At 42.0% G+C, this 20,952-nt stretch carries 21 protein-coding genes; 15 read left to right on the top strand and 6 right to left on the bottom strand.

Annotated features, from left to right (window positions below):
• Window positions 1-6 precede the first annotated feature (6 nt).
• Together EGM68_RS19370 and EGM68_RS25805 are read left to right on the top strand one after the other, a co-directional pair.
• The gene (locus tag EGM68_RS19370; RefSeq protein WP_129549844.1) at window positions 7-258 is read left to right on the top strand and encodes a hypothetical protein; all 252 of its coding nucleotides are present in this window, start codon (window positions 7-9) and stop codon (window positions 256-258) included.
• Window positions 259-465: 207 nt separating this feature from the next.
• Window positions 466-606 carry a hypothetical protein gene (locus EGM68_RS25805; protein WP_165263977.1) on the top strand — a complete coding sequence of 47 codons (141 nt, stop codon included), beginning with the start codon at window positions 466-468 and terminating at the stop codon, window positions 604-606.
• A gap of 323 nt (window positions 607-929) precedes the next feature.
• On the opposite strand, the gene EGM68_RS19365 is transcribed toward EGM68_RS25805, so the two are convergent.
• Window positions 930-1,589 (bottom strand): hypothetical protein, encoded by a 660-nt coding sequence (locus EGM68_RS19365; RefSeq protein WP_129549843.1) that lies wholly within the window; start codon window positions 1,587-1,589, stop codon window positions 930-932.
• Window positions 1,590-2,034: 445 nt separating this feature from the next.
• On the opposite strand from EGM68_RS19365, the gene EGM68_RS19360 reads away from it, so the two are divergent.
• Window positions 2,035-2,352 (top strand): contact-dependent growth inhibition system immunity protein, encoded by a 318-nt coding sequence (locus tag EGM68_RS19360; protein WP_129549842.1) that lies wholly within the window; start codon window positions 2,035-2,037, stop codon window positions 2,350-2,352.
• Window positions 2,353-2,511: 159 nt separating this feature from the next.
• Here the strand turns inward: EGM68_RS19360 and EGM68_RS19355 are convergent, their stop codons facing one another.
• Window positions 2,512-2,778 carry a hypothetical protein gene (locus EGM68_RS19355; protein ID WP_129549841.1) on the bottom strand — a complete coding sequence of 89 codons (267 nt, stop codon included), beginning with the start codon at window positions 2,776-2,778 and terminating at the stop codon, window positions 2,512-2,514.
• 245 nt (window positions 2,779-3,023) lie between these two features.
• Here EGM68_RS19355 and EGM68_RS19350 point away from each other — a divergent pair, with 245 nt between their 5' ends.
• The 4 genes from EGM68_RS19350 to EGM68_RS19335 all read left to right on the top strand — a co-directional run bounded on the left by EGM68_RS19350 (window position 3,024) and on the right by EGM68_RS19335 (window position 7,012).
• Window positions 3,024-3,578: a hypothetical protein gene (locus EGM68_RS19350; protein WP_129549840.1), complete on the top strand. Its 555-nt coding sequence runs from the start codon at window positions 3,024-3,026 to the stop codon at window positions 3,576-3,578.
• 393 nt (window positions 3,579-3,971) lie between these two features.
• On the top strand, window positions 3,972-5,231 hold the full coding sequence (locus tag EGM68_RS19345) for a WXG100 family type VII secretion target (RefSeq protein WP_129549839.1): 1,260 nt from the start codon (window positions 3,972-3,974) through the stop codon (window positions 5,229-5,231).
• A complete protein-coding gene (locus tag EGM68_RS19340; RefSeq protein WP_129549838.1) occupies window positions 5,232-5,561 on the top strand; it encodes a hypothetical protein in 330 nt (109 codons plus the stop codon).
• A 288-nt stretch (window positions 5,562-5,849) separates the two neighbouring features.
• Window positions 5,850-7,012 (top strand): IS3 family transposase gene (locus EGM68_RS19335; RefSeq protein WP_414056383.1). Its coding sequence is split into 2 segments (ribosomal slippage): window positions 5,850-6,114 and window positions 6,114-7,012, totalling 1,164 coding nucleotides; the frame shifts between segments, so codons are not numbered across the junction.
• A gap of 92 nt (window positions 7,013-7,104) precedes the next feature.
• Here EGM68_RS19335 and mnmA read toward each other — a convergent pair.
• A complete protein-coding gene (gene mnmA, locus EGM68_RS19330; RefSeq protein ID WP_025676145.1) occupies window positions 7,105-8,226 on the bottom strand; it encodes a tRNA 2-thiouridine(34) synthase MnmA in 1,122 nt (373 codons plus the stop codon).
• Window positions 8,227-8,530: 304 nt separating this feature from the next.
• On the opposite strand from mnmA, the gene cymR reads away from it, so the two are divergent.
• The gene (cymR, locus tag EGM68_RS19325) at window positions 8,531-8,950 is read left to right on the top strand and encodes a cysteine metabolism transcriptional regulator CymR (RefSeq protein WP_013372613.1); all 420 of its coding nucleotides are present in this window, start codon (window positions 8,531-8,533) and stop codon (window positions 8,948-8,950) included.
• A gap of 249 nt (window positions 8,951-9,199) precedes the next feature.
• Here cymR and EGM68_RS19320 read toward each other — a convergent pair whose 3' ends face one another.
• Complete coding sequence (locus tag EGM68_RS19320) at window positions 9,200-9,907, bottom strand: hypothetical protein (RefSeq protein ID WP_058830117.1); 708 nt, start codon at window positions 9,905-9,907, stop codon at window positions 9,200-9,202.
• Window positions 9,908-10,420: 513 nt separating this feature from the next.
• On the bottom strand, window positions 10,421-10,885 hold the full coding sequence (locus tag EGM68_RS19315) for a hypothetical protein (protein WP_058830116.1): 465 nt from the start codon (window positions 10,883-10,885) through the stop codon (window positions 10,421-10,423).
• A 796-nt stretch (window positions 10,886-11,681) separates the two neighbouring features.
• Between EGM68_RS19315 and EGM68_RS19305 the strand changes: the two genes are divergently transcribed.
• From EGM68_RS19305 to EGM68_RS19295, 3 genes are all read left to right on the top strand, one after another.
• On the top strand, window positions 11,682-12,833 hold the full coding sequence (locus EGM68_RS19305; protein ID WP_129549837.1) for a cysteine desulfurase family protein: 1,152 nt from the start codon (window positions 11,682-11,684) through the stop codon (window positions 12,831-12,833).
• A gap of 136 nt (window positions 12,834-12,969) precedes the next feature.
• Complete coding sequence (locus EGM68_RS19300) at window positions 12,970-13,491, top strand: PRC-barrel domain-containing protein (RefSeq protein WP_013372611.1); 522 nt, start codon at window positions 12,970-12,972, stop codon at window positions 13,489-13,491.
• Window positions 13,492-13,501: 10 nt separating this feature from the next.
• Complete coding sequence (locus EGM68_RS19295) at window positions 13,502-13,714, top strand: hypothetical protein (RefSeq protein WP_013311529.1); 213 nt, start codon at window positions 13,502-13,504, stop codon at window positions 13,712-13,714.
• A 178-nt stretch (window positions 13,715-13,892) separates the two neighbouring features.
• Here the strand turns inward: EGM68_RS19295 and EGM68_RS19290 are convergent, their stop codons facing one another.
• Window positions 13,893-15,866, bottom strand: coding sequence for a methyl-accepting chemotaxis protein (locus tag EGM68_RS19290; protein ID WP_129549836.1), 1,974 nt, complete (start codon window positions 15,864-15,866; stop codon window positions 13,893-13,895).
• Window positions 15,867-16,077: 211 nt separating this feature from the next.
• On the opposite strand from EGM68_RS19290, the gene EGM68_RS19285 reads away from it, so the two are divergent.
• From EGM68_RS19285 to ruvX, 4 genes are all read left to right on the top strand, one after another.
• On the top strand, window positions 16,078-17,145 hold the full coding sequence (locus EGM68_RS19285) for an AI-2E family transporter (protein WP_129549835.1): 1,068 nt from the start codon (window positions 16,078-16,080) through the stop codon (window positions 17,143-17,145).
• Between the two features lie 350 nt (window positions 17,146-17,495).
• Window positions 17,496-20,129 (top strand): alanine--tRNA ligase, encoded by a 2,634-nt coding sequence (gene alaS / locus EGM68_RS19280; RefSeq protein WP_129549834.1) that lies wholly within the window; start codon window positions 17,496-17,498, stop codon window positions 20,127-20,129.
• A 136-nt stretch (window positions 20,130-20,265) separates the two neighbouring features.
• Window positions 20,266-20,526: an IreB family regulatory phosphoprotein gene (locus tag EGM68_RS19275; protein WP_007431624.1), complete on the top strand. Its 261-nt coding sequence runs from the start codon at window positions 20,266-20,268 to the stop codon at window positions 20,524-20,526.
• Window positions 20,527-20,535: 9 nt separating this feature from the next.
• Window positions 20,536-20,952, top strand: coding sequence for a Holliday junction resolvase RuvX (ruvX, locus tag EGM68_RS19270; RefSeq protein ID WP_016819084.1), 417 nt, complete (start codon window positions 20,536-20,538; stop codon window positions 20,950-20,952).

Below are 20,952 nucleotides of genomic sequence, written 5' to 3'. Positions count from 1 at the left end.
TTTATAATGGGGGCATTTGTTTTACTTTTTAAAGAACATGAGGATGAGACAGTAGTTATTTATAGATATGGCCCAAATGAACACACTATGGGGAAAATTCAATTGAACAAGGAGACTAAGTTGTTCTCTGAAATTGAACCTTTACCAGATCCCAATCATTCAAATAGATTTTATTTTGATAGGGCTGCACAGCGGATGGCACGTTGTTTCGTCAAAGAAGGTGGTATATTTCCCGATAAGATGACATTTGAATCATAAAGTAGCTTCAAGAATACGAAATGAGCTTACTCCTTTAACAATAAAACGGGAGTGAGCTTTTTTATAGTTACCCAATGTGAATAAAGAGGGATGGTATTTGCATACACCTTGCTTCAAAACAAGTGCGTCAACTTTAACTTGTCTTGCTCCAATATCAATTTGAACTTGGTCAGTATTTATATCAAGGAAGGAGTAGGAGGGAAAATTATGAGAAAAGCAGTTATATTTTTATTGTCTTTTTCATTATTTTTTGTTTTTGGAGTAAACATACAAGCAGCAGGTGTTAGTGATTCAATAGCTAAAAAGCAGACCATACGTACAACTCAAACCTTAAAAACACCGCTTTAACAATCTCATATAAGAAAATGGGTCTAATTACGAACCCAACAGGTTACCGTAGAGGCTTTTAATCATTCCTAATACGAGTCAATGGGAAGCAAGGCAGATCATTAACCATAAAAAATTTATGTGAAGGTTAGATGGGATTATCTGTCTAGCCTTTTTTGCATGTTTGGAATTGATTAGGGGGATGAAAGTGCGAGGAAATGCAATTATTTAATTAGGGTTACGTCTGTAAGTTGTAGAAAAAAACAGCGGTACCGATAATGACAAAATTAGTCATTGGTACCGCTGCGTATTAGGATCTAAAGTGAGGTTACATTTTGAACTGGTTATCTACCATAACTAAATGTGAAGCCTTGGCTAATTGCTTTTCTCATATGGTTATTAACTCCTAGATTATAGCCCAAGACCGCCAGAGAAACTCCACCGGATTGTGTTTCTACAGTATCAACCACAGCAGTTCCAGTAATTTGGACTCTTTGAGTAGGGAATTTACCAGTTGTAGAAATGGTATTAGCATGTGTATTCTCCAAACTCCAAGAACCATCACTAACTGGTGCCCAATATGTTTCCAGAACATTCGAAATCTCACCAAATGAACCACTACTATATACTGACATTACCGAATATAATCTAGCAGTTACAAATCCATCCTTATAATCTTGATATACAGTACGTGTTTCGTAGCCGTTTGTAGCAATATCCTGTGGTTTAATCGTTTTACTTTCTTTCAATTCGCCTACAGTGTAAATCACATTCCCTGACTCTTTTTCAATAACGTTTATTTCTACTTCTTTTTCATTTTCACTTCTTTGAATATCATATTTATCAGAACTGTAAGGTAGATCAACAAAAAGAGTATTGAGCTGAATATGCTGTGTGGGTGCCTCGCTTGCTTTCGCTTGTTCTCCTAGTATTCCAGAGAAACACGCTAAAAAAACAACAAAACTCATTAGAACTGCGGGTAATGCCTTTTTAGATTTGAACATTTTTTCAATTACATCCAGAAAATAGAATTTTCTAACGATCTCATTATAGTACTATCTGAAATAATTGTAAACAATTAATAAAAATGATATGTTATTGTAAACAATTGATTGGAGGTGTGTTGGATGGATATAGGTGAATTAGTGCAGTATTTAAATCGGATGAGTTCTAGCATAAGTGAAATAGGGGACAAAACGAGTTCAGGTTTACAGGACATTGAAACTAGATTGAGCAACTTAGATAGCACTCTTACTATAACTAATGTTTTACTCTTCATTCTAATTATTGTTGTTGCCCTAAATACATTCCTAAAATGGAAAAATTCAAAAAATTAGCTATCAGCTCATTGAATATGTTCATACATGAATGCCCCTATACATGTCAGAAAGTTGCGGCGATCTGGTTAGGGGCATATTCTTATGGATTGAGTATAGGAGCTACTAGTACATGAAAAAGAATGCGAGCCTAAAACACAAATATATGGAACAAGAAGTGAGTTATGAAAATTTGAAGTATTTTATAGAGAGTTACTTTAATTGGAGTATGGATTTTGCTGATTTAGAGAACTTAATTGAGGAGTTTAAAAGTAGGGAGTTACCTGCTTATGTTGAAGGTCTGACTCAGGAGATCGAAGAAATAAATGAACTAAAGAATTGGGATAATGTACAAGAATTTGTTTATTTATATGGACAAAGAAATTTGAACATTAAAAAGATTGAGTGCATCATTGAGTTGTTGCTGACAAAATTACATGGAGATAAATAAAAATTATTTTGTAGAGCGATAGAATAAAAATGTGACGAAAAGGTCTCTAATTACGAACTAACAAGTCACCACGGAGGAATTTAAAGCACCATCATGAGTATTCCTCAGCAAAAGGACTCCAGCCATGTATTATGTTGGAAGAGTCCTTTTGTGTTCATCTTACAGCTTATTCTCATTTACCAGTTTTAAAATAGGGTTTAGGAACTCCTCGGTATAAAAGAAACCGCCCTTTGAAGGAACATTCACTCGACTGTGGTCAAATACTTTGAAATCGTCAATGTTTGTTATCTCATGTGTTTCACTGTCATATACTAATTCAACTAAATTTATATAGCCTTGCTTTGATCTAGGGAAGCACAGTACATCGTGAATTGTATCATGGGAATCCAAGACATAAACATGGGTGTCAGTAACTCTATAATTCATAATATTTCTCCTTATAAAGGTATAAAGATATAATAGTACAACTTTACCACTTACAAAGGTGCGATTAAAAAGTATGGCAGAGAAATTTCGGTATTCAAAATATATAATTAATTAAAAGTGTAACATATACTCTAAAGTTGTACACCTTACTTCAAACGAAGGTGCGTCAAAATTGACTCACCATGCTCCGATAACAATTTGACTTGGTCAGTATTTATATCAAGGAAGGATTAGGAGGGAAAGATATGAGAAAAATAGGAATTCTTTTGTTGTCTTTTTCTTTGTTTTTTGTTTTTGGAGCAAGTATACAAGCAGCAGGTATTAGTGATTCAATAGCTAAAAAAGCAGACCATGCGTACAACTCAAACCTTAAAAACACTGCTTTAACAATCTCATATAAACAAAAAGGGAAACAATTTAATTATAAGTCCCGATATATACCTATAAAAGATTTGTTTGGTGGTTATGTCGATTCAGTTTCATGGGATGCTAAGAAGAAGGTAGCGCTTGTAGGAAATCAAGGTAAAGTGTTTGTATTGAATGTCTCGGGGAAAGAAATAACTCCTTTAAGTAACCAAATAGTTGCACCGACAGAATGGACACGTATTTCAAAGGGGAGCGTTGAAATAAAAGCATCAGTTATTGCTTATGTTTTTGATAGATACGGTAACACTTATAAAGATAAAGAAAGAGAAGCTTGGAGAGAAAAACTTGATTTTTTAGATATAAAAGAAACGGATGGTTTACCTGGTATAAGAGATGGCTATCTTCATGTTTCTCTAACTTACAATGATAAATGATATTTAATTAGGTGTAGTCAACTTAATGACTACATCTTTTTTGATATTTGTGAAATATCCCCCCCAGTTGCCTTGATAAGAGGCAAAGTCAAATGATTTTAGCTTTTGGCAAAACTCAAGAGGATATTGCAAATGATTTAAACATAACAACTCAGCAGCTACACAACTATAAAAAATTCCTGAGTTGCAGGATATGGTTGTGGAACGAACTAATGCTGCATTGATCCATGCAACTTAAAACAAGGGGGTTAATACTTTTGACATAGTAACCTGTTTATTTCAGTCCATTGGTCACATAATATAAAAAGGAAATATCAGGATAATAGATAGATGTCCCTAAACATCTCCTTCTGATAAGATTATTTCCATCTAAATTAAAGTGGGCGTGGTAAAATGGGGAGAATATTAGTTCGACCTGACAAACTGATGGAAGTTGCTGATCAGTTCTTACACGGAAAGCATGAAATGGAACGTATGCTGAACTTTTTGAGTGGACGGATTGATTTTGTCCAACAAGGCTGGTCTGGAGCTACCCAGGAGAGATTTTTTCAAGAATTTCAGGTTTCTCGACAATCCATGAATGTAACGATTGAACGACTATCGACAGTAGCACAAGAACTTATTTTTATTTCAAAAAACTTTACACAGGTGGACGGGGAGAAAGTCGTATTAGATGTGCCGTGGCTTGGTACCCCTGTTAAAACGGCATCCACAGGTGAAAGTTGGTTACATAAAATCTTTGAACAGATTGGACAAGCTGAGATCACCAAGGCTGAAGCTCAATTGGAAGCTAGCAAACTTCAAGGAGAAATCCTTTGGGATACTGCACAGGGAGCAAAAGGAGCTATTCAGGGAAATTTGACATTGGGGATGCTGCCAGATAAAGAACGGGATTATGATCATCCCATGGCAGCTAAAGTAGGAGAAATTCTCGGGAATGTAGCTACAACATTGCAAGGGGCTGGTGAGGTAGTAGCTGGAATAGGTGGAGAAGGATTATCAGTTGCTGTTTCATCTACAGGCGTAGGGAGTATCGTTGGAGTACCCGGATTAATTGGATCGGCAGCTTTGGCGGCGCATGGAGCTACAACTGCGGTTAAAAGTGCAAATGGAGTAGGGGAAAAAACAGCAGAACTGTGGCAGATGGTAAAAGGGGAAGGTGGAGGTAAAAATTCAAGGCCTTCAAGTTCCACCGTACATCATGAAGTGACAAGTCAATCGCCTTCTACGATTAAAAATCCAAAAGAAGTGGAGATTGTCAATAAAAAAGGTGAATCTATAGGAGAATTCGATGAAATCGATTTGAAAAAGAAAATATTCTACGAAGATAAATCTGCAAAAGGATTGGATAAAGTAAATCCTAAGACAGGTTTACCTGCTCAAACGCCCCAAGAATTTACGGATAAACAATTATTAAAAAAGACTCGAAACCGAATCAATGAACTAGAAAATAATGCATTTACTACAAGAGCAACAAAAAATAGTTCATCTGATATTCCCCATCTCGATAGTATTAAAGATATTCGAGAATTTGTATTTAGATTAGATGGTGATACACCTGAATTGAGAAAAGCTGCCGAGAACAGCCTAAATCAGCTTAAAAAGGAGTTTCCAGATTATAAATTTAGTGTTCAGTTTGGAGGAGGAAAATAAATGTCAGTTAGCGTTATGATACTCGAACCACAAAATGAGTTTGAAAAAAGTTTTTTTCTTCCCGTTGCGTCAGAATCATTTTTTAATGAATGTTGGCAACCAGCTATCGAATCTTTAGGATTACAATGGTTAGATTTGTTTTCAACAGGAATTGATGTTGAGGAGGAAGACTTACCAAATATTTTGTCTGAGCTTCGACAACTTCAGAATTGGGCAGAAAGAAATTTAGAGGAGGATCACAAAAATAAACTCGTTGAACGAGTAATAACACTCATAGAAAAATTGCCTAGCGCGTTTCAGCGTAAGGAAGCAGTTGTTTTTATAGGGTAGTGATAATTTGGAAGAAAGGGTGTACACAAATTGGATACACCCTTTCTTCGGTGCAATTTTAAAATGTACGAATCTAGCTTTTAATTCCATTATTGTAAAGTTTGTACAGAATGACAGACATCATAAAGAGCAGATTATGAATTCTTTACAACTTATAAACTAAAAACATCTTTTATAAAAAAAGTCGCCCTCCATAAATCTGGAGTGGTATTATCCCCCTCTAGTAGACAAGAGAGAAAAGACATCTGTTAAGATGGACTTAATCTTGTTGAACGGAGGGGATTTTTCATGGCTAAAAAGGGACAATCATTCCGGCAATACTCCTTAGATGTAAAGATGGAGGCAATCCGGTTGGTGAACGAAGAACATATGAGTATTCGTGAAGTGACGAAACACTTAGACATTCGTAATAAATCCCAAGTACAAAGCTGGGTGACGAAATATCGAGCGGGGGAGAACCTCCAGCCAACGACCACAAGACAGGGACGACCCAAAACGAAATTTTCCAGTATGGAAGAAGAGATGGCGTATCTACGGGCGGAGATTGAATATTTAAAAAAGCAGTATCCAAATCTACACAAGGAGTGACGAGGAAAGAAGCGAGGTTTGAAATTATTGAGGGAATGCGAACACGATATTCGTTGAAATGGTTACTTGAATTAGCCCATGTTTCTCGGGCAGGATATTATAAATGGAGAAAGACTCAGCAAACAACCCAGCAGCGTAAGCAAGAAGAAGAGCTTCTGGAATCGCATATGTTGTCGATCCACCGGATCCATCCCTATTTTGGTTATCTGCGGATGACCGTTGCTTTACGTAGAGAAGGTATCTTGGTCAATCACAAAAAGGTGTACCGCCTAATGAAGAAATTAGGGATCCGTTCCGTCATTCGAAAGAAGCGGCGCTTTTTTGGCAAACAGGCATCTGTGGTAAATGCCAACCGATTAGATCGACAATTTCAGGCAGATTCTCCTTTATCCAAGCTGGTTACCGATATTACATACATACGAGCTGGAGAGCGGTTTGTATATCTCTCTGTCATTCAAGATCTGTTTAACAATGAAATCGTGGCTTGGCGTCTTTCGGAACGAAATGATCTTGCTCTAGTTAGCGAGACGCTAGACGTTCTAAGTAAGAACGTGAACATGGAGGGTGTCATTCTCCATTCAGACCAGGGTTTTCAGTATACCTCCAAGCCGTTTAACCGCAAACTTAAGCGGCTTGGCATGCTTGGGAGCCATTCAAGGCGTGGAAATTGCCTAGACAATGCCTGTATAGAATCCTTCTTCTCCCATCTTAAAACAGAGAAGATTTATTTAACGAAACCCGGAACCCTAGCGGAGGTAGAACAACACGTACGGGAGTACATTTCTTTTTATAATGAAAATAGATTTCAGAAAAAATTAAACAACCGTTCCCCGATTGAATACCGAGAAACGGTTGCTGCTTAAAGATGTCTTTTTAGTTCTGTCTACTTGACAGGGGTATGACCAGAGAGACGACTTTTTTATTTCCTGCTATATCAATGCAAAATGGTCATTATTTAAACTGTTTCAGGCTGAAGTTTTTCAACCTTATCAATGGTTCCGCCGCCCAGACAACGTTCCCCGTCATAAAATACAACAGCTTGTCCAGGGGTAATGGCCTTTTGATGTACATCGAATACGACATGCACGGTTCCATCCGGAAGCCATTGTAAAGTTACTTGCTGATCAGGCTGGCGGTAACGGAACTTGGCTGTGCAGCGGAATTCGCCGGATGGACGTGCATCTGCGCCTTCAATCCAGTTTACATCCGTGGCAATCAGGCTGGTAGAATACAGGCTGTGGTGACGATCACCTTGTACCACATACAGGATATTCTTCTCCAAATCTTTATCTGCTACGAACCATGGTTCGCCTGAACCTGAGCCGCCAATGCCCAAGCCTTGTCGTTGGCCCAGTGTATAGTACATCAGACCATCGTGACGTCCTTTGACTTCACCCGTAGCGATATCCACCATATCTCCACCTTTTGCAGGCAGATACCCACTCAGAAACTCCTTGAAATTGCGTTCGCCGATAAAACATACACCTGTGCTGTCTTTTTTCTTGGCTGTATAAAGTCCCGCAGCTTCTGCAATTTTGCGTACTTCTGGTTTCGGCAGATGGCCGATCGGGAACATGGTGCGCGACAACTGTGCTTGGCTTAATGCATTCAGGAAATAAGTCTGATCCTTGTTGCTGTCCACACCTCGCAGCAAAGTAAAGCGGCCGTCTTCTTCCACAACCCGTGCATAATGTCCAGTAGCAACATAATCTGCTCCCAAATCCAGCGCTTTGTTCAGAAACTCGCCGAATTTAATTTCACGGTTGCACATGACATCCGGATTGGGTGTGCGTCCAGCTTTATATTCATCAAGAAAATAGGAGAATACTTTATCGAAGTATTCTTTTTCAAAATTGACTGTATAGTAAGGAATGTCGATCTGTTCACAGACGCGGCGCACATCCTCCGCATCCTCTTCAGCCGTACAACGGCCAAATTCATCCGTGTCATCCCAATTTTTCATGAAGATGCCGATTACGTCATAGCCCTGCTCCTTTAGCAGCAGCGCGGTAACGGATGAGTCGACGCCACCGGACATGCCGACGACGACACGGGTTTCATGATTGGCTTTAGCCATGGTCATCACCCAATTCTTTCAATATTGTTGTAGAACCCACCTATTGTAACATAAACGATAATAAGTTACGATGTTTGGACGAACAAATGACACGGCGAACGATGCAAGAAAGCTACATAAAACGGGCTAAATCTGTTCCTAATCGCTCGAAAGCAACTTTTTTTAAGATTGTTACCGTAATGTTTCCCTTTACCTGCCCTAATATGTTAACATAAGCTGAGGGTTAGGATCGGAATAGAGAGGTTTACAACTCCAATTATTCCGCGTGTTTAACGGAATTGTTACTATAAGCGAGGTGCCACAATTGAAAATATCAACGAAAGGCCGTTACGGCCTGACCATTATGATGGAGCTTGCAGCCAGGTTTGGCGAAGGTCCAACTTCTTTGAAAAGTATTGCCGAAAAAAATCAGCTATCAGAGCATTATCTGGAACAGCTCATTGCGCCTTTGCGTAATGCAGGTTTGGTAAAAAGTATCCGTGGTGCTTATGGCGGTTATATTTTGGCGAATGAACCGTCAGGCGTAACAGCAGGAGACATCATTCGTGTGCTGGAAGGTCCGATTTCTCCAGTCGATTTCACGGAAGAAGATGATCCGGCAAAACGCCAGCTTTGGCTGCGAATTCGTGACAGCATTGCTGAAGTGCTGGATTCTACAACACTTAAGGACTTGATCACATACCAAGAACATGATGAATTGGATAACTACATGTTTTACATCTAAATTCCAATATTACTTATAACAAGAAAGAAACTTGTTGTACCAACGTAAAAGCCCCATTTTATGGGGCTTTTATGCTGTATAAAACACATTAAAATTCACATTTCCGGCAGAAACCTGAACTTGAACACGTTGGAAATGGGTTTTGTTCTTCTGGTCAGCGTTTCTCCTGCATTTTTTTGTACGTTTGTGAATAATTTTAGAGTATCCTACTCACTAGAATGTCGGAATATGTAGGAAGTGGCATACTTCTTATTCTTTGTCTTTCATGTCATCAGGTAAGCCTGTTTTTCTAAATAGCATATTCACATATATTGTATATTCTCGGGAAAAATCCTTTGCATTCATCATTTTCTGATTAAATGTATCTATGTGTGTTTCATCTGACTCCTTAATGTATTTTAATAAATGTTCATATGCTATAAAGCGAGAAGTATAGTATCCAGTTGAACTTCTTAACATGTTCTCCAAATCGTATTTTAGGTCATTATGTAACTCCTCAGGAATTACTATTGAATTAATTTTTTTGATTGTTTCTTTATATTTCTCATTGACTTGATGGATTTCCTCACAAATGGCAGGCTTATCGATTTTATCAGCCTTCAACATGTCAAAAACCCCATTGCCTTGTTGCTCATAGGGAGTCATTTCTTTTTCATATTTATTAAAGATACTCTCAATTTGAAGAGCGTTTTTCTTATCAGCGTCACTATATGAAGGTGTGCTCTCATCACCTTCGTTGCTTTCATTAGGAGCTACATCAGTTTGCTCTTGAGGAAAGCTTTCCTTGGATACTGATCTAGACTGATCGCTAGTTGCAACCATACAAAGTATTACTAGGCTGAAAAGTGAGATTAGAAAGTTCCACTTAGCCTTTTTAGTGAGCCTAAATGAGAAGAATATTTCCCAAAGGAGAAAAAGCACAAAGCAAGTCATTAAAACTAAAAATGTATAAAACATTTTTCTTTACATCCTTTTATGCCCCATCGGCTGGGAATTTGCTTATTTTATCTTGTTAATTTTATTATCGAAAACTGACAATAAATTTGTAATACCTGTAGGTTGTTACATGCTGTTCTATCATGAAATAAAAACAACAAGAACAGATCAGCAGCATCTGAATTGTGGAGCACCTGCTGTGCTCACTTTTTCGGAGCGGATAGCAAATATGAGAATCCAAGCAACTAGAACTGGTCTAATTGGGAGATTGGAGGCGGTGACTTCGAACATCTTGGTAGAGGGTTTGTGTGGAAGGGAATTCGGTTGGAATTACGGGCACTGACGAGCTTGAATTTTCTTAACCATTAGTAGAATTAGTAAATTGCCTAATTTAATATCAGAGGGCAAGCTTCCTTGCAAATATAGCGCCTCCTGATCATTACATAGTGAATTAAAGAGGCGCTTTATATTTATATTTTTTTATTATTCGATTGTTAGGCTACCTGTATTTCTATCTTTTCTCAATGTTGAATACTAGTGAGCTGAAGATCTGTCAACTACTTCTAAGCGAACGTTACTAATAGACACCTGCGTATGGGTAGATTCTACCTTAACGTACCGGATATGGCTCACTTCTGGGTTTCTACTCTTAAATATTGTCCAAGGAATAGTGTAAACACCATCATATCTATCATAATGCAACGGTGTTGAATCTTCTAAATACCATTTTACTCCATCCTGAGAATAGTACAGGGAAACCCACTCAGCATCGTCTCCTCTATTTTCTGTTTTTGCATTGAATACACTCTTAATGCTATACATACTTCGCGGAACTCCAGGATCCCCCAGATCAAAGGTGTAAGACATGCCTCCAGCTTTAGCTTCCCATACTTGGCCAATATGGTAGGTATCTGCCGAAACTGTTTCAGGATAACTAGGAAGAATGGTGACTACAGTAATGAGTGCCATTAATAAAATTGAAAACCATTTATTTCTCATTATATTCATCCTCTCAAGTTGTTCCCGATTATAGATATCTAGTTGTTTTTAAAAAAAGTGTCTGTTTATCAACCGGGTTAAATCGTCGTAACTGAACAAATAAGTAGACTTCACTGTCTTAAACGGCAAATCAGTGTCTCGACGGTTACTAATTATGCTATTAAACAGCTATTAAACACTAACTCATTAATTCCTCATTAGAAATCCCACCTTCTGATTTATTATAACTACATTTGTAATTATGAAGAATAAAATGTAAAATTTATATAGGGAAAAATACCTAGTTATTATATTGTTATGTGAATTCAACAGGAAACTTTATTAGCATGTGACACCCTGCAGCAGTCGGAAAATCGGCAGTATGAACATTATTATGAACTGTGAGCTCTCTCTTAAAGATGGTCCAACACGTGGTGTAAGCCGATAGTGGCCTATGGCAAAGTGTGCAGAAGGTGGCGCAGGTGCTGATATCAGATACATATGCTAAGTTAGGTAAATACATCGAAACAGTTGGTTGATGGAGAACGATAGGGAATATTAGAAGCTAATGAGGGCATCGTTGCTACTCAGTACACCTTGGTATACAATTGTAAGGAAATTGTTTGATGGGACCGATTTGTATGTGGGACAAGGCATTTGAATCACAAAAAATTACAATTTCGGCGAATACTCACAAACTTCTGCGATTGAAATGCTCTTACAAAAACTTTTACAGTGCATTATGTTAAGAAAGAAGTATATAATGGAACTTCGGCAAATACTAAAAACAAGATGTTTTATATTTGAGGTGGATAACATGAACAGAATTTATCTGGATCATGCCGCATCGACTCCTATGCATCCTGAGGTTGCGCAGACTATGATGGACATCATGACCGGTCAATTCGGCAACGCTTCGAGCGTTCATGCCTTTGGCCGTGATGCCAAGCGCACCGTCAGCGCAGCGCGGGATGCCGTTGCGGCCTCTTTGGGCTGCAAGCCTGAAGAAATTATATTTACGAGCGGAGGGACAGAGAGTGATAATCTGGCCCTGTTTGGGACGGCTACGGCAGATGGTCGTACTTCCGGCCATATTATTACAACCGCGATTGAACATCATGCCGTGCTTCATGCTTGCGATGAGCTGGAAAAAGCGGGATACCAGGTAACCTATGTCCCGGTCAATGGTTTTGGGCGTGTGAATCCTGCGGATATTGAGGCAGCTATTCGCCCGGATACTTTTTTGATCAGCATGATGTATGCCAACAATGAGGTGGGCGTCATTCAGCCGGTTCAAGAAGTAGGACAGATTGCGAGAGAGAATGGAATTATATTTCATGTAGACGCAGTTCAAGCCTTCGGGCATATATCCATCGACTGCAAGAATCTCCCGATTGACTTACTTAGTGTGTCTGGCCATAAGATTAACGGTCCACAAGGGGTGGGTGCATTGTATATCCGTCAGGGTACACGCATTCAGCCGCTAATGCATGGGGGACTTCAGGAGAAGAAGCGGCGTGCCGGAACAGAAAATATCGCCGGCATTGCTGGGCTGGCTAAAGCCGCAACTCTTGCCAATGCTTCCATTGAGGAGCGAGGAGCACACGATATGGCTCTTCGCCAAACGTTGCTAAAAGCGTTGGAAGGCTCTCTGGGTAGCCATGAGTTTATAATTAACGGTGATCCTGAATATTTTGTGCCTAATGTGCTAAATATTAGCTTTCCGGCCATTGGTACAGAGACCATGCTGATGAATCTCGATATGGAAGGAATCGCAGCGGCCAGTGGATCAGCCTGCACTTCGGGGTCTCTAGAGCTATCGCATGTATTGCAGGCGATGGATCTGCCTGAAGATGTTTTGAATTCAGCGATTCGGTTTAGCTTCGGTTTGGGTAATACTACGGAAGAAATGGAATACACGGCCAAGAAAATTGAAACCATATGGAAGCGGCTGCGTACTAGGAACTAGGGATTTCTCCGCATTTTAGTAAGAAGGGAGGGGCGGTTTTCCATTTCATTGCATGAACGAAAAGCAAGGTCTGACAGGCATGTAGGAAAAGGACCGCACCTTCGTTCGGATTGCAGAATGAGGAGGGACCCGATATATGAAGCTTCAAGACATGATCGGACTTGCTGTTTTCGATGTCGAGGACGGGAAGCAGATTGGTAAAATACATGACTTTATGTTGACAGCTGATTGGCGAATTACAGGGATTGAGCTAGAAGGTAAAGGGCTTTTTTCATCTCATGTCAAAATGGTGGCTTGGGATGACATCGTTGCCTATGGTGAGGATGCGATCATGATTCGCAATCAGCAGGCCGTCCGTAAAACAGAGGCCCATGATATACAACATACGTACTTGCTTGGACCCGGTAAACTGAAGGATTTATCCGTGCTAACAGAGGAAGGGCTTATGCTCGGACACATCTCGGATGTTTATTTTGACCAGGAAATGGGCAATAACATAATAGGCTTGGAAATCAGCGATGGTTTTGTATCGGATATTATAGAAGGGCGGAAATGGCTGCCCTGCACCGAAGATATGTCCATCGGGGAAAATGCTGTTATGGTTCCCCCGTTAAGCGAGCAGCGTCTGGAAAAAGCCATATATTCTGTTAATGGATAGGGTGAGTTTATTGAGATGTCCGAATTGTAATTCCAAAGATATCGGAAAAATTGGCTCCCATCAATTTTATTGCTGGGGATGCTTTATCGAACTTCAAGTGAATGGTGAAAAAATGTCTGTCTACCAAGTGGAAGAGGATGGAACGCTCAGTTCGCTGGACGACTTATTCTTTGGAGATGAGATGGCACAACAGGACTTGCCGCAAATTCACGCTTCTTCCTAAGCTTGATTCGGAAAGTGGACAGGCTGTTTACGAAGAGGTGTGATCTCCCACCTATTGCTTAAAATACAGCTTAGTGGGTTGGATCATGCTTAATAAAAAATGGAGAGGGTGTCCCGAAAGGCCTTTTGGCCTGGGGGCACCCTCTTTTGTATATCCTATTTTGTGAAGATGGCTAGTTCTACAATTTAAAGCGTTTGACCTCTTCCAATAGAAGATCTGCATGAGAATCAAGTTTGGCAGAAAGGTTGGCAATATTGTTCATAGCATGACCTTGTTCTTGTACTGAGGAAGCTACTTCCTCAGTAGATGCTGCACTTTGCTCAGAGACAGCAACAACGCTGGAGATGACATCGGAAATATGTCCGGCATTCACACGGAGATGATCTGCGGCGGCGGAAACATCCTCAATTTGGGCAAGCATATGCTGAGAAGCGCCACGTATGGATTCAAACGCCTGTCTCGTTGCAATGGCAGCATGCTCCTGTTCTACAGTTACAGCAAGAGCCTTCTTCATTTCCTCTGCGCTTTGTACTCCCGCAATTTTAATTTCCTCCAGCTTACTCATGATACTGTCACTGGAGTTGCCCGCTTGTTCGGCCAGCTTTCTCACTTCTCCCGCGACGACGGCAAAACCTCGTCCGTGTTCCCCGGCCCGTGCCGCTTCGATGGATGCATTGAGGGCTAGTAGGTTTGTTTGTGCGGCGATATCGTGGATGGCCCCAGCCAGCCGTCCAATATCCTGGGTTTTCAGCGTGAGTGAATCTACTGCTTCTCCTGCCGCAGTGGTCGTTTGTCTGGACTCGGCTGCGAGTTTCGCTTGACGCTCTGCTGTTTCATACCCGGCCAGCACGGCAGAATCTGTTTCGAATACAGCAGTTTGGGTCCGTTTGACACTTTCGCCAATCTGGTTGATGGATCCTGTCATATGTGTCAGCTTCTCAGAACCGGAATATACGGCCTCAGCTTGGTCGCTCGCTCCTTGAGCCAGCTCCTGTACTGCACTGGAGATTTGTGAGGCAATGGTTCCTGTATCTTTGGCGTGTTGATGCATATCATGGGAAGCGGAACTGACATCGCTAGCTGTATCTGATACCTTGCGCAACAGGTGAGAGAGATTGTCTGACATGAGGTTAAAATCTGTCCCCAGACTGGCAATTTCATCTTTACCCTTAATATCCACACGAGCGGTCATATCGCCTTCAGCTATCCGTTTGACATTTGCTTGGAGTCTGCGAATCGGCTTGATAAAGTTGTTTGCCGCCCAGATCGCCAGCAGCATAGCAGCAACTAAAATGATAGCAACAGTAATAATTAACTGATTACGAGTGGAGTAATATTCCTGAAAAGCAATATCTTTAGAAATAGATAGGCCTACAATCCAGCCTGTGCTAGGCATTTTTTTAAAATAAAGCTGACGGTCACTGCCATTGTAGCTATAGTCTGTTTTTCCCGAAGCTGCGCTGAGCAGGGTCGCGGTCGATGATCCTAACTCGGGGGTTTCCTTGAGGTTTTTGCCAGCCAGCTTGTTATCTGGATGCGCGATTACGACTCCCTTTTGGTCAATCAGAAATGCGTAGCCCAATCCGTTCAGATTTATGCTTTGAATCATTCTTGTCATATCGTTGAGCATAATATCTTCGCTGACTACCCCGGTGATAGAGCCGTTCGCATCCTTGAGCGGTTTAGCGATGGAAATGGTGAAGTCATTACTGCCTGCGTCAGTGTAAGGTGATGAATAATACATTTCTCCCTTGGTTTTGGCATCCTTGTACCACGGGCGAGCGCGAGGATCATAATTTGCTTCAAACCAGCCAGATCCATCCCAGTAAGAACCATCCTCATAGCCTGCATAAATGTTGGAAATATTTTGATCCTTATAGTTTTGGAAAGCTGCTTTCAGAGATGCTATTTTGGCATCTGATGAAATATCACTGGATTCCAGACTCGCAGCTAATGTTTCGATAATTTCAGCTTTGCCGCCTGTCCATCCGTTGAGCTGATTCACGGTTTCGGAAGCTTTGCTGTTCATAAGCTCTTGGATATCATGATTGGCCTGATTTTTAACGCTTGTCATGCTAATGACGGATAAAGGCCCGGCTGCAACGATTACAATGCAAGTGAAAAGAAGAATAAGCTTCATTTTTAAGTTCATGTAACGACCCCCGATGTTTCAGAAATGTGAAAGCTTAGGATAGTGCTTTGTACTTATATCGTCAGATCGAATGACTTTGTTTATTGTTTTCATCCATTTTCATCAATTTTTCACAATGGTTATTTATGGAACACCTTAGACTGGCGGGAAGGATTAAACTAGAGGTACAGGCATATACTTAAAGGAGGCTAGTCCGGTAAGGGGGCACAAAATGGACCAATTAACGAAAAGTAGACTGTTCCGGTACGGCATATGGACGCTGCTGGGACTTGTCATTCTATATTTTATCTGGCTGCTGAGACCTTTGTTTTTTCATTTGTATGAATTTCTGAAAACAATCATTGCTCCGTTTGCGGTAGCGATGATCATCTCCTATGTACTTAATCCTGTAGTGAGTATGCTGGGCGGTCGAAAGGTGCCTCGTAGTGTAGCTGTACTGCTTATTTACGCTGTGTTTTTGGCCAGTCTTATTGTGATCCTGATGAATCTGATTCCGATGTTCATTGAACAACTGGATGAGCTGAATGAGCATCTGCCAGAGCTGACCATGCATGCACAGGGACTAATGACGAATATGGACAGTGGTATTTTACCCCAAGGGGTGCGTACGGGGATGAATCAATGGTTTTTCCAACTGGAGAATCGGATGGCTACTGGGATTTCTACCTTTATGGACAACATCGGTGGGATGATCAACATGCTGTTCAATGTGTTCATCGTACCTTTTCTCATTTTTTATATTTTAAAGGATTTTGACGTGTTTGAACGGACGATTGTTTCTTATCTCCCGCGTTCTCGTCGTAAGGCGATTGTATCGGTGCTTAAGGAAATTGATCAGGCGCTTGGCAACTATGTCAGGGGCCAATTGCTGGTGTGCGTCATTATTGGCGTAATGGCGTATATTGGATATATGCTGATTGGCATGCCTTATGCGCTGTTGCTGGCCGGAGTTGTGGCTCTTTTTAATATTGTTCCATATTTGGGCCCCTTTTTGGGCGCTGCACCGGCAGTAATTATGGCTTCTACGGTTTCTTTAAAAATGGTGCTTTTAGTGGTAGTCGTTAATGCCTGTATTCAAGTGTTAGAAAGTAATGTAATCTCTCCTCAGGTGGTGGGACGAACGCTGCATCTGCATCCGCTAGCCATTATTTTCGCTCTGCTAGTCGGTGGGGAAATTGCGGGAATTGCTGGCTTGATCTTGGCAGTTCCAGTGATGGCTGTTTTGAAGGTAGGGCTTCAGCATTTTTTTGCATATTACGTGAAGCGAAAAACGATCTGATTTCGTCTATATCCCGGCTGCATGCTGTCTGAAATCGCGTTGACACGGCTAAATGACACGGATATACTGAATTGAGTATGTTTAAATGTGTTTATCCAGTAGGGAAAGCTCATTTCGGAGTGCGGGCTGAACCCGCCGGGATGCTCCCGTTACCAGTGAAAACAAGGCGATCGATCGTCCGTTAAGCAGATGTTGGTGTGCGCTTGCACATGTAGCATTTCGTACAGAAGGGACGGCGATAACCAGGGTGGTACCGCGATACAATCGTCCCTGATCCGTTCAGGGGCGTTTTTCTATTTTTTATGGCCTGTGCCAGAAACCAGTGACACCATAATTAGGAGGCTACTTATATGAAAGCTAGTGAAATCCGCTCCAAATGGCTGGAGTTTTTTGAAAGCAAAGGACATGTGATTGAACCAAGCGCACCGCTTGTTCCGCATAAAGATCCTTCCCTGCTGTGGATTAATGCGGGTATGGCGCCGCTTAAGCCTTATTTTGACGGACGTGTAAAACCAGAAAATCCACGTATCGCTAATTCGCAAAAATGTATTCGGACGAACGACATTGAAAATGTCGGTAAAACCCGCCGTCATCACACGTTTTTCGAAATGCTCGGCAACTTTTCCATTGGCGACTATTTTAAGGAAGAAGTCATCACATGGGCATGGGAGTTTCTGACAGACCCACAATGGATCGGCTTTGATCCAGAACGTCTGGCTGTAACGGTATATCCTGAGGATGAGGAAGCGTACAAGCTGTGGAACGAAAAAGTTGGACTTCCGGCTGAACGTATCATCAAACTGGAAGATAACTTCTGGGATATCGGTGAAGGCCCTTGCGGACCTTGTACGGAAATTTTTTATGATCGTGGCGAAGCCTACGGCAGCGACATGACGGACCCTGAAATGTATCCAGGCGGAGAAAATGAGCGTTATCTGGAAGTGTGGAACCTCGTATTCTCGCAATTCAACCATAACAAAGATGGTAGCTACACGCCGCTTCCTAATAAAAATATTGATACAGGGGCTGGCTTGGAACGTTTCGCATCCATTTTACAAAATGTGGATTCCAACTTTGATACGGATATCTTCCAGCCACTAATCCAGAAAACGGCTGCGATGGCAGGCGTTAAATATAACGACAATGTGGACAGTGATGTGGCTCTCAAGGTCATTGCTGACCATGTTCGTACTGTTGCTTTCGCGATTGGTGACGGTGTACTTCCTTCCAATGAAGGACGGGGTTACGTCATTCGCCGTTTGCTGCGCCGGGCTGTTCGTTATGGAAAAATGCTGGGCATGAACCGTCCATTTATGTTTGAACTGGTGGAAACCGTTGGGGATATCATGGGCGTATACTATCCTGAGGTCGTAGACAAGCGTGATTTCATCATCAAGGTGATTAAAACAGAAGAAGAGCGTTTCCATGAAACATTGACTGACGGATTAGCTATTTTGGCTGATATCAGTGCTCAGGCAAAGGCCGAAGGCCGCAACGTTATTAGCGGAGCAGATGCTTTCAAGCTGTATGATACGTACGGGTTCCCATTCGACCTCACAGAGGATTATGCGGACGAGCAGGGCTTGAAAGTAGACCGTGAAGGCTTTGATGAAGCGATGCAGGAACAGCGTCAACGTGCGCGCGATGCTCATCAAGATAATGCCAGCATGAAGATTCAGGGCGGAGCTTTGTCTGATCTGGCGGTTAAAAGTGATTTTGTTGGATATAATGACCTCGTAACTGAGTCCAAAATTGTGGCAATTGTATATGATGATATGCTGGTGGAGAGTGTTAGTGAAGGACAGTCCTGTCAGGTCGTGCTGGATGTGACTCCTTTCTATGCCGAAAGCGGCGGGCAAGTCAGTGACCATGGCTTACTGCGTGGCGGAACAGTAACCGCGAAGGTTGAAGGGCTGTTCAAGGCGCCGCAAGGTCAGCATGTGCATCAAGTCGTTGTAGAGGCTGGTGAGCTGAACGTAGGCGATACGGTAAAAGCTGAAGTAGATCAAGCTTCACGTGGAGAAATTGAGAAAAACCATACAGCTACGCATTTGCTTCACAAAGCGCTTAAAGAAGTGCTGGGTGACCATGTCAATCAGGCGGGTTCCTTGGTAGAACCTGGGCGTCTGCGTTTTGACTTCTCCCATTTTGGTAGCATTACCCCAGAAGAGCTGGCGGATATTGAACTGCGGGTTAACCGTGCCATCTGGAGCCAACTGAATGTGACGATTGAACTGAAACCGATTGACGAAGCCAAAGCTCTTGGAGCGATGGCACTGTTTGGTGAGAAATATGGTGATATCGTACGGGTCGTTAAGGTTGGCGATTACAGCATCGAACTGTGCGGAGGATGTCATGTCAGCAATACTTCGCAAATTGGTTTGTTCAAGCTTGTCAGCGAGAGCGGCATCGGGTCAGGTGTACGTCGTATTGAAGCAGTGACCGGACGTTTTGGTTTTGAGTATATGGAAGGTCAATTAGAGCTGTTGAAGGTGTCGGCTGGGCTTGTTAAATCCAAGCTGTCCGAGGTGCCAAAACGCATCGAATCTTTGCAGCAACAAATTAAAGACCTCAGTCGTGAAAATGAATCACTGCAAAGCAAGCTGAGCGCTATTGAGGCGGGTCAGCTGACTGATCAAGTCGTGCAAGCTGGCGGAGTGCAGTTGTTGGCTGCACGCGTGCAGGCCTCCAGCATGGATGCGCTGCGTGCGATTGCTGATGAGCTGAAAAGTAAGCTCCCTGCAGCTGTGCTGGCGCTAGGCGCTGCAATGGACGACAAAGTTAATTTTGTCGTTGCTGTCCCGGCTGAACTTACCAAGACAGGACTTCATGCAGGTAAGCTCGTGAAAGAAATTGCGGCCGTATGCGGCGGCGGTGGCGGCGGACGACCTGACATGGCGCAAGCCGGGGGTAAGGATGCCAGCAAGCTGGACGAAGCACTTCAACGTGCGCATGAATTGGTGTCAGCAGCCTCACAAGGATAAAGTTCGATAATTTTTGCGGATTTTTGGAAAAAAACGGACTTAGACATTTCCTTGAAGGGCTTTGCTTATGGTATGATATAAAAGAATAAGCTGGCATAAACATGTACACATGTTTTGTGGAAGCGAGGTGTCAACAATGGATTCCATGGACAAAACGGTCAAATTTAATGTCAAGGCGGATGAGAAGGAAGCTTCTGCTCAGGAGATTTTGTTGACCGTATATGATGCGTTGGTAGAAAAAGAATACAATCCGATCAATCAAATCGTCGGGTATTTGCTATCCGGTGATCCGGCTTATGTGCCGCGGCATAATAATGCTAGAAGCCTGGTGCGTAAAAAAGAACGCGATGAATTGATTGAAGAGCTGGTTCGTTTCTATCTCGCTAAGCATCGTTAGGAGACAGGCATGAAAGTAATGGGATTGGATTACGGGGATCGCCGAATTGGGGTCGCCGTAAGTGATGCCTTCGGCTGGACCGCCCAAGGATTGGAAGTCATAGAACGACGCGGTGACGACAGCGAGTTCGGTAAAATTGCAAATTTGGTTCGTGAACATGAAATTGGTGAGGTTGTTGTAGGCTTGCCGAAAAATATGAACGGAACCGTGGGTCCACGCGGTGAGATTTGCATTGAGTTTGCGAACCGGCTCAAGGAGTTACTGGGTTTACCCGTTCACCTTTGGGATGAACGGCTGACGACGCGTTCGGCAGAGCGTGCGCTTCTGGAGGCCGACGTCAGCCGCAAAAAACGCAAGCAGGTGGTAGATAAACTGGCCGCAAGCCTGATCTTGCAAAATTATTTGGACGCACACAGTACAAGGTGA

The sequence above is a fragment of the Paenibacillus sp. M-152 genome (assembly GCF_003856555.1).
Taxonomy (GTDB): domain Bacteria; phylum Bacillota; class Bacilli; order Paenibacillales; family Paenibacillaceae; genus Paenibacillus; species Paenibacillus polymyxa_C.
Note: the sequence above shows the minus strand (reverse complement) of the source record. Positions and strands in the feature narration are given on the sequence as shown.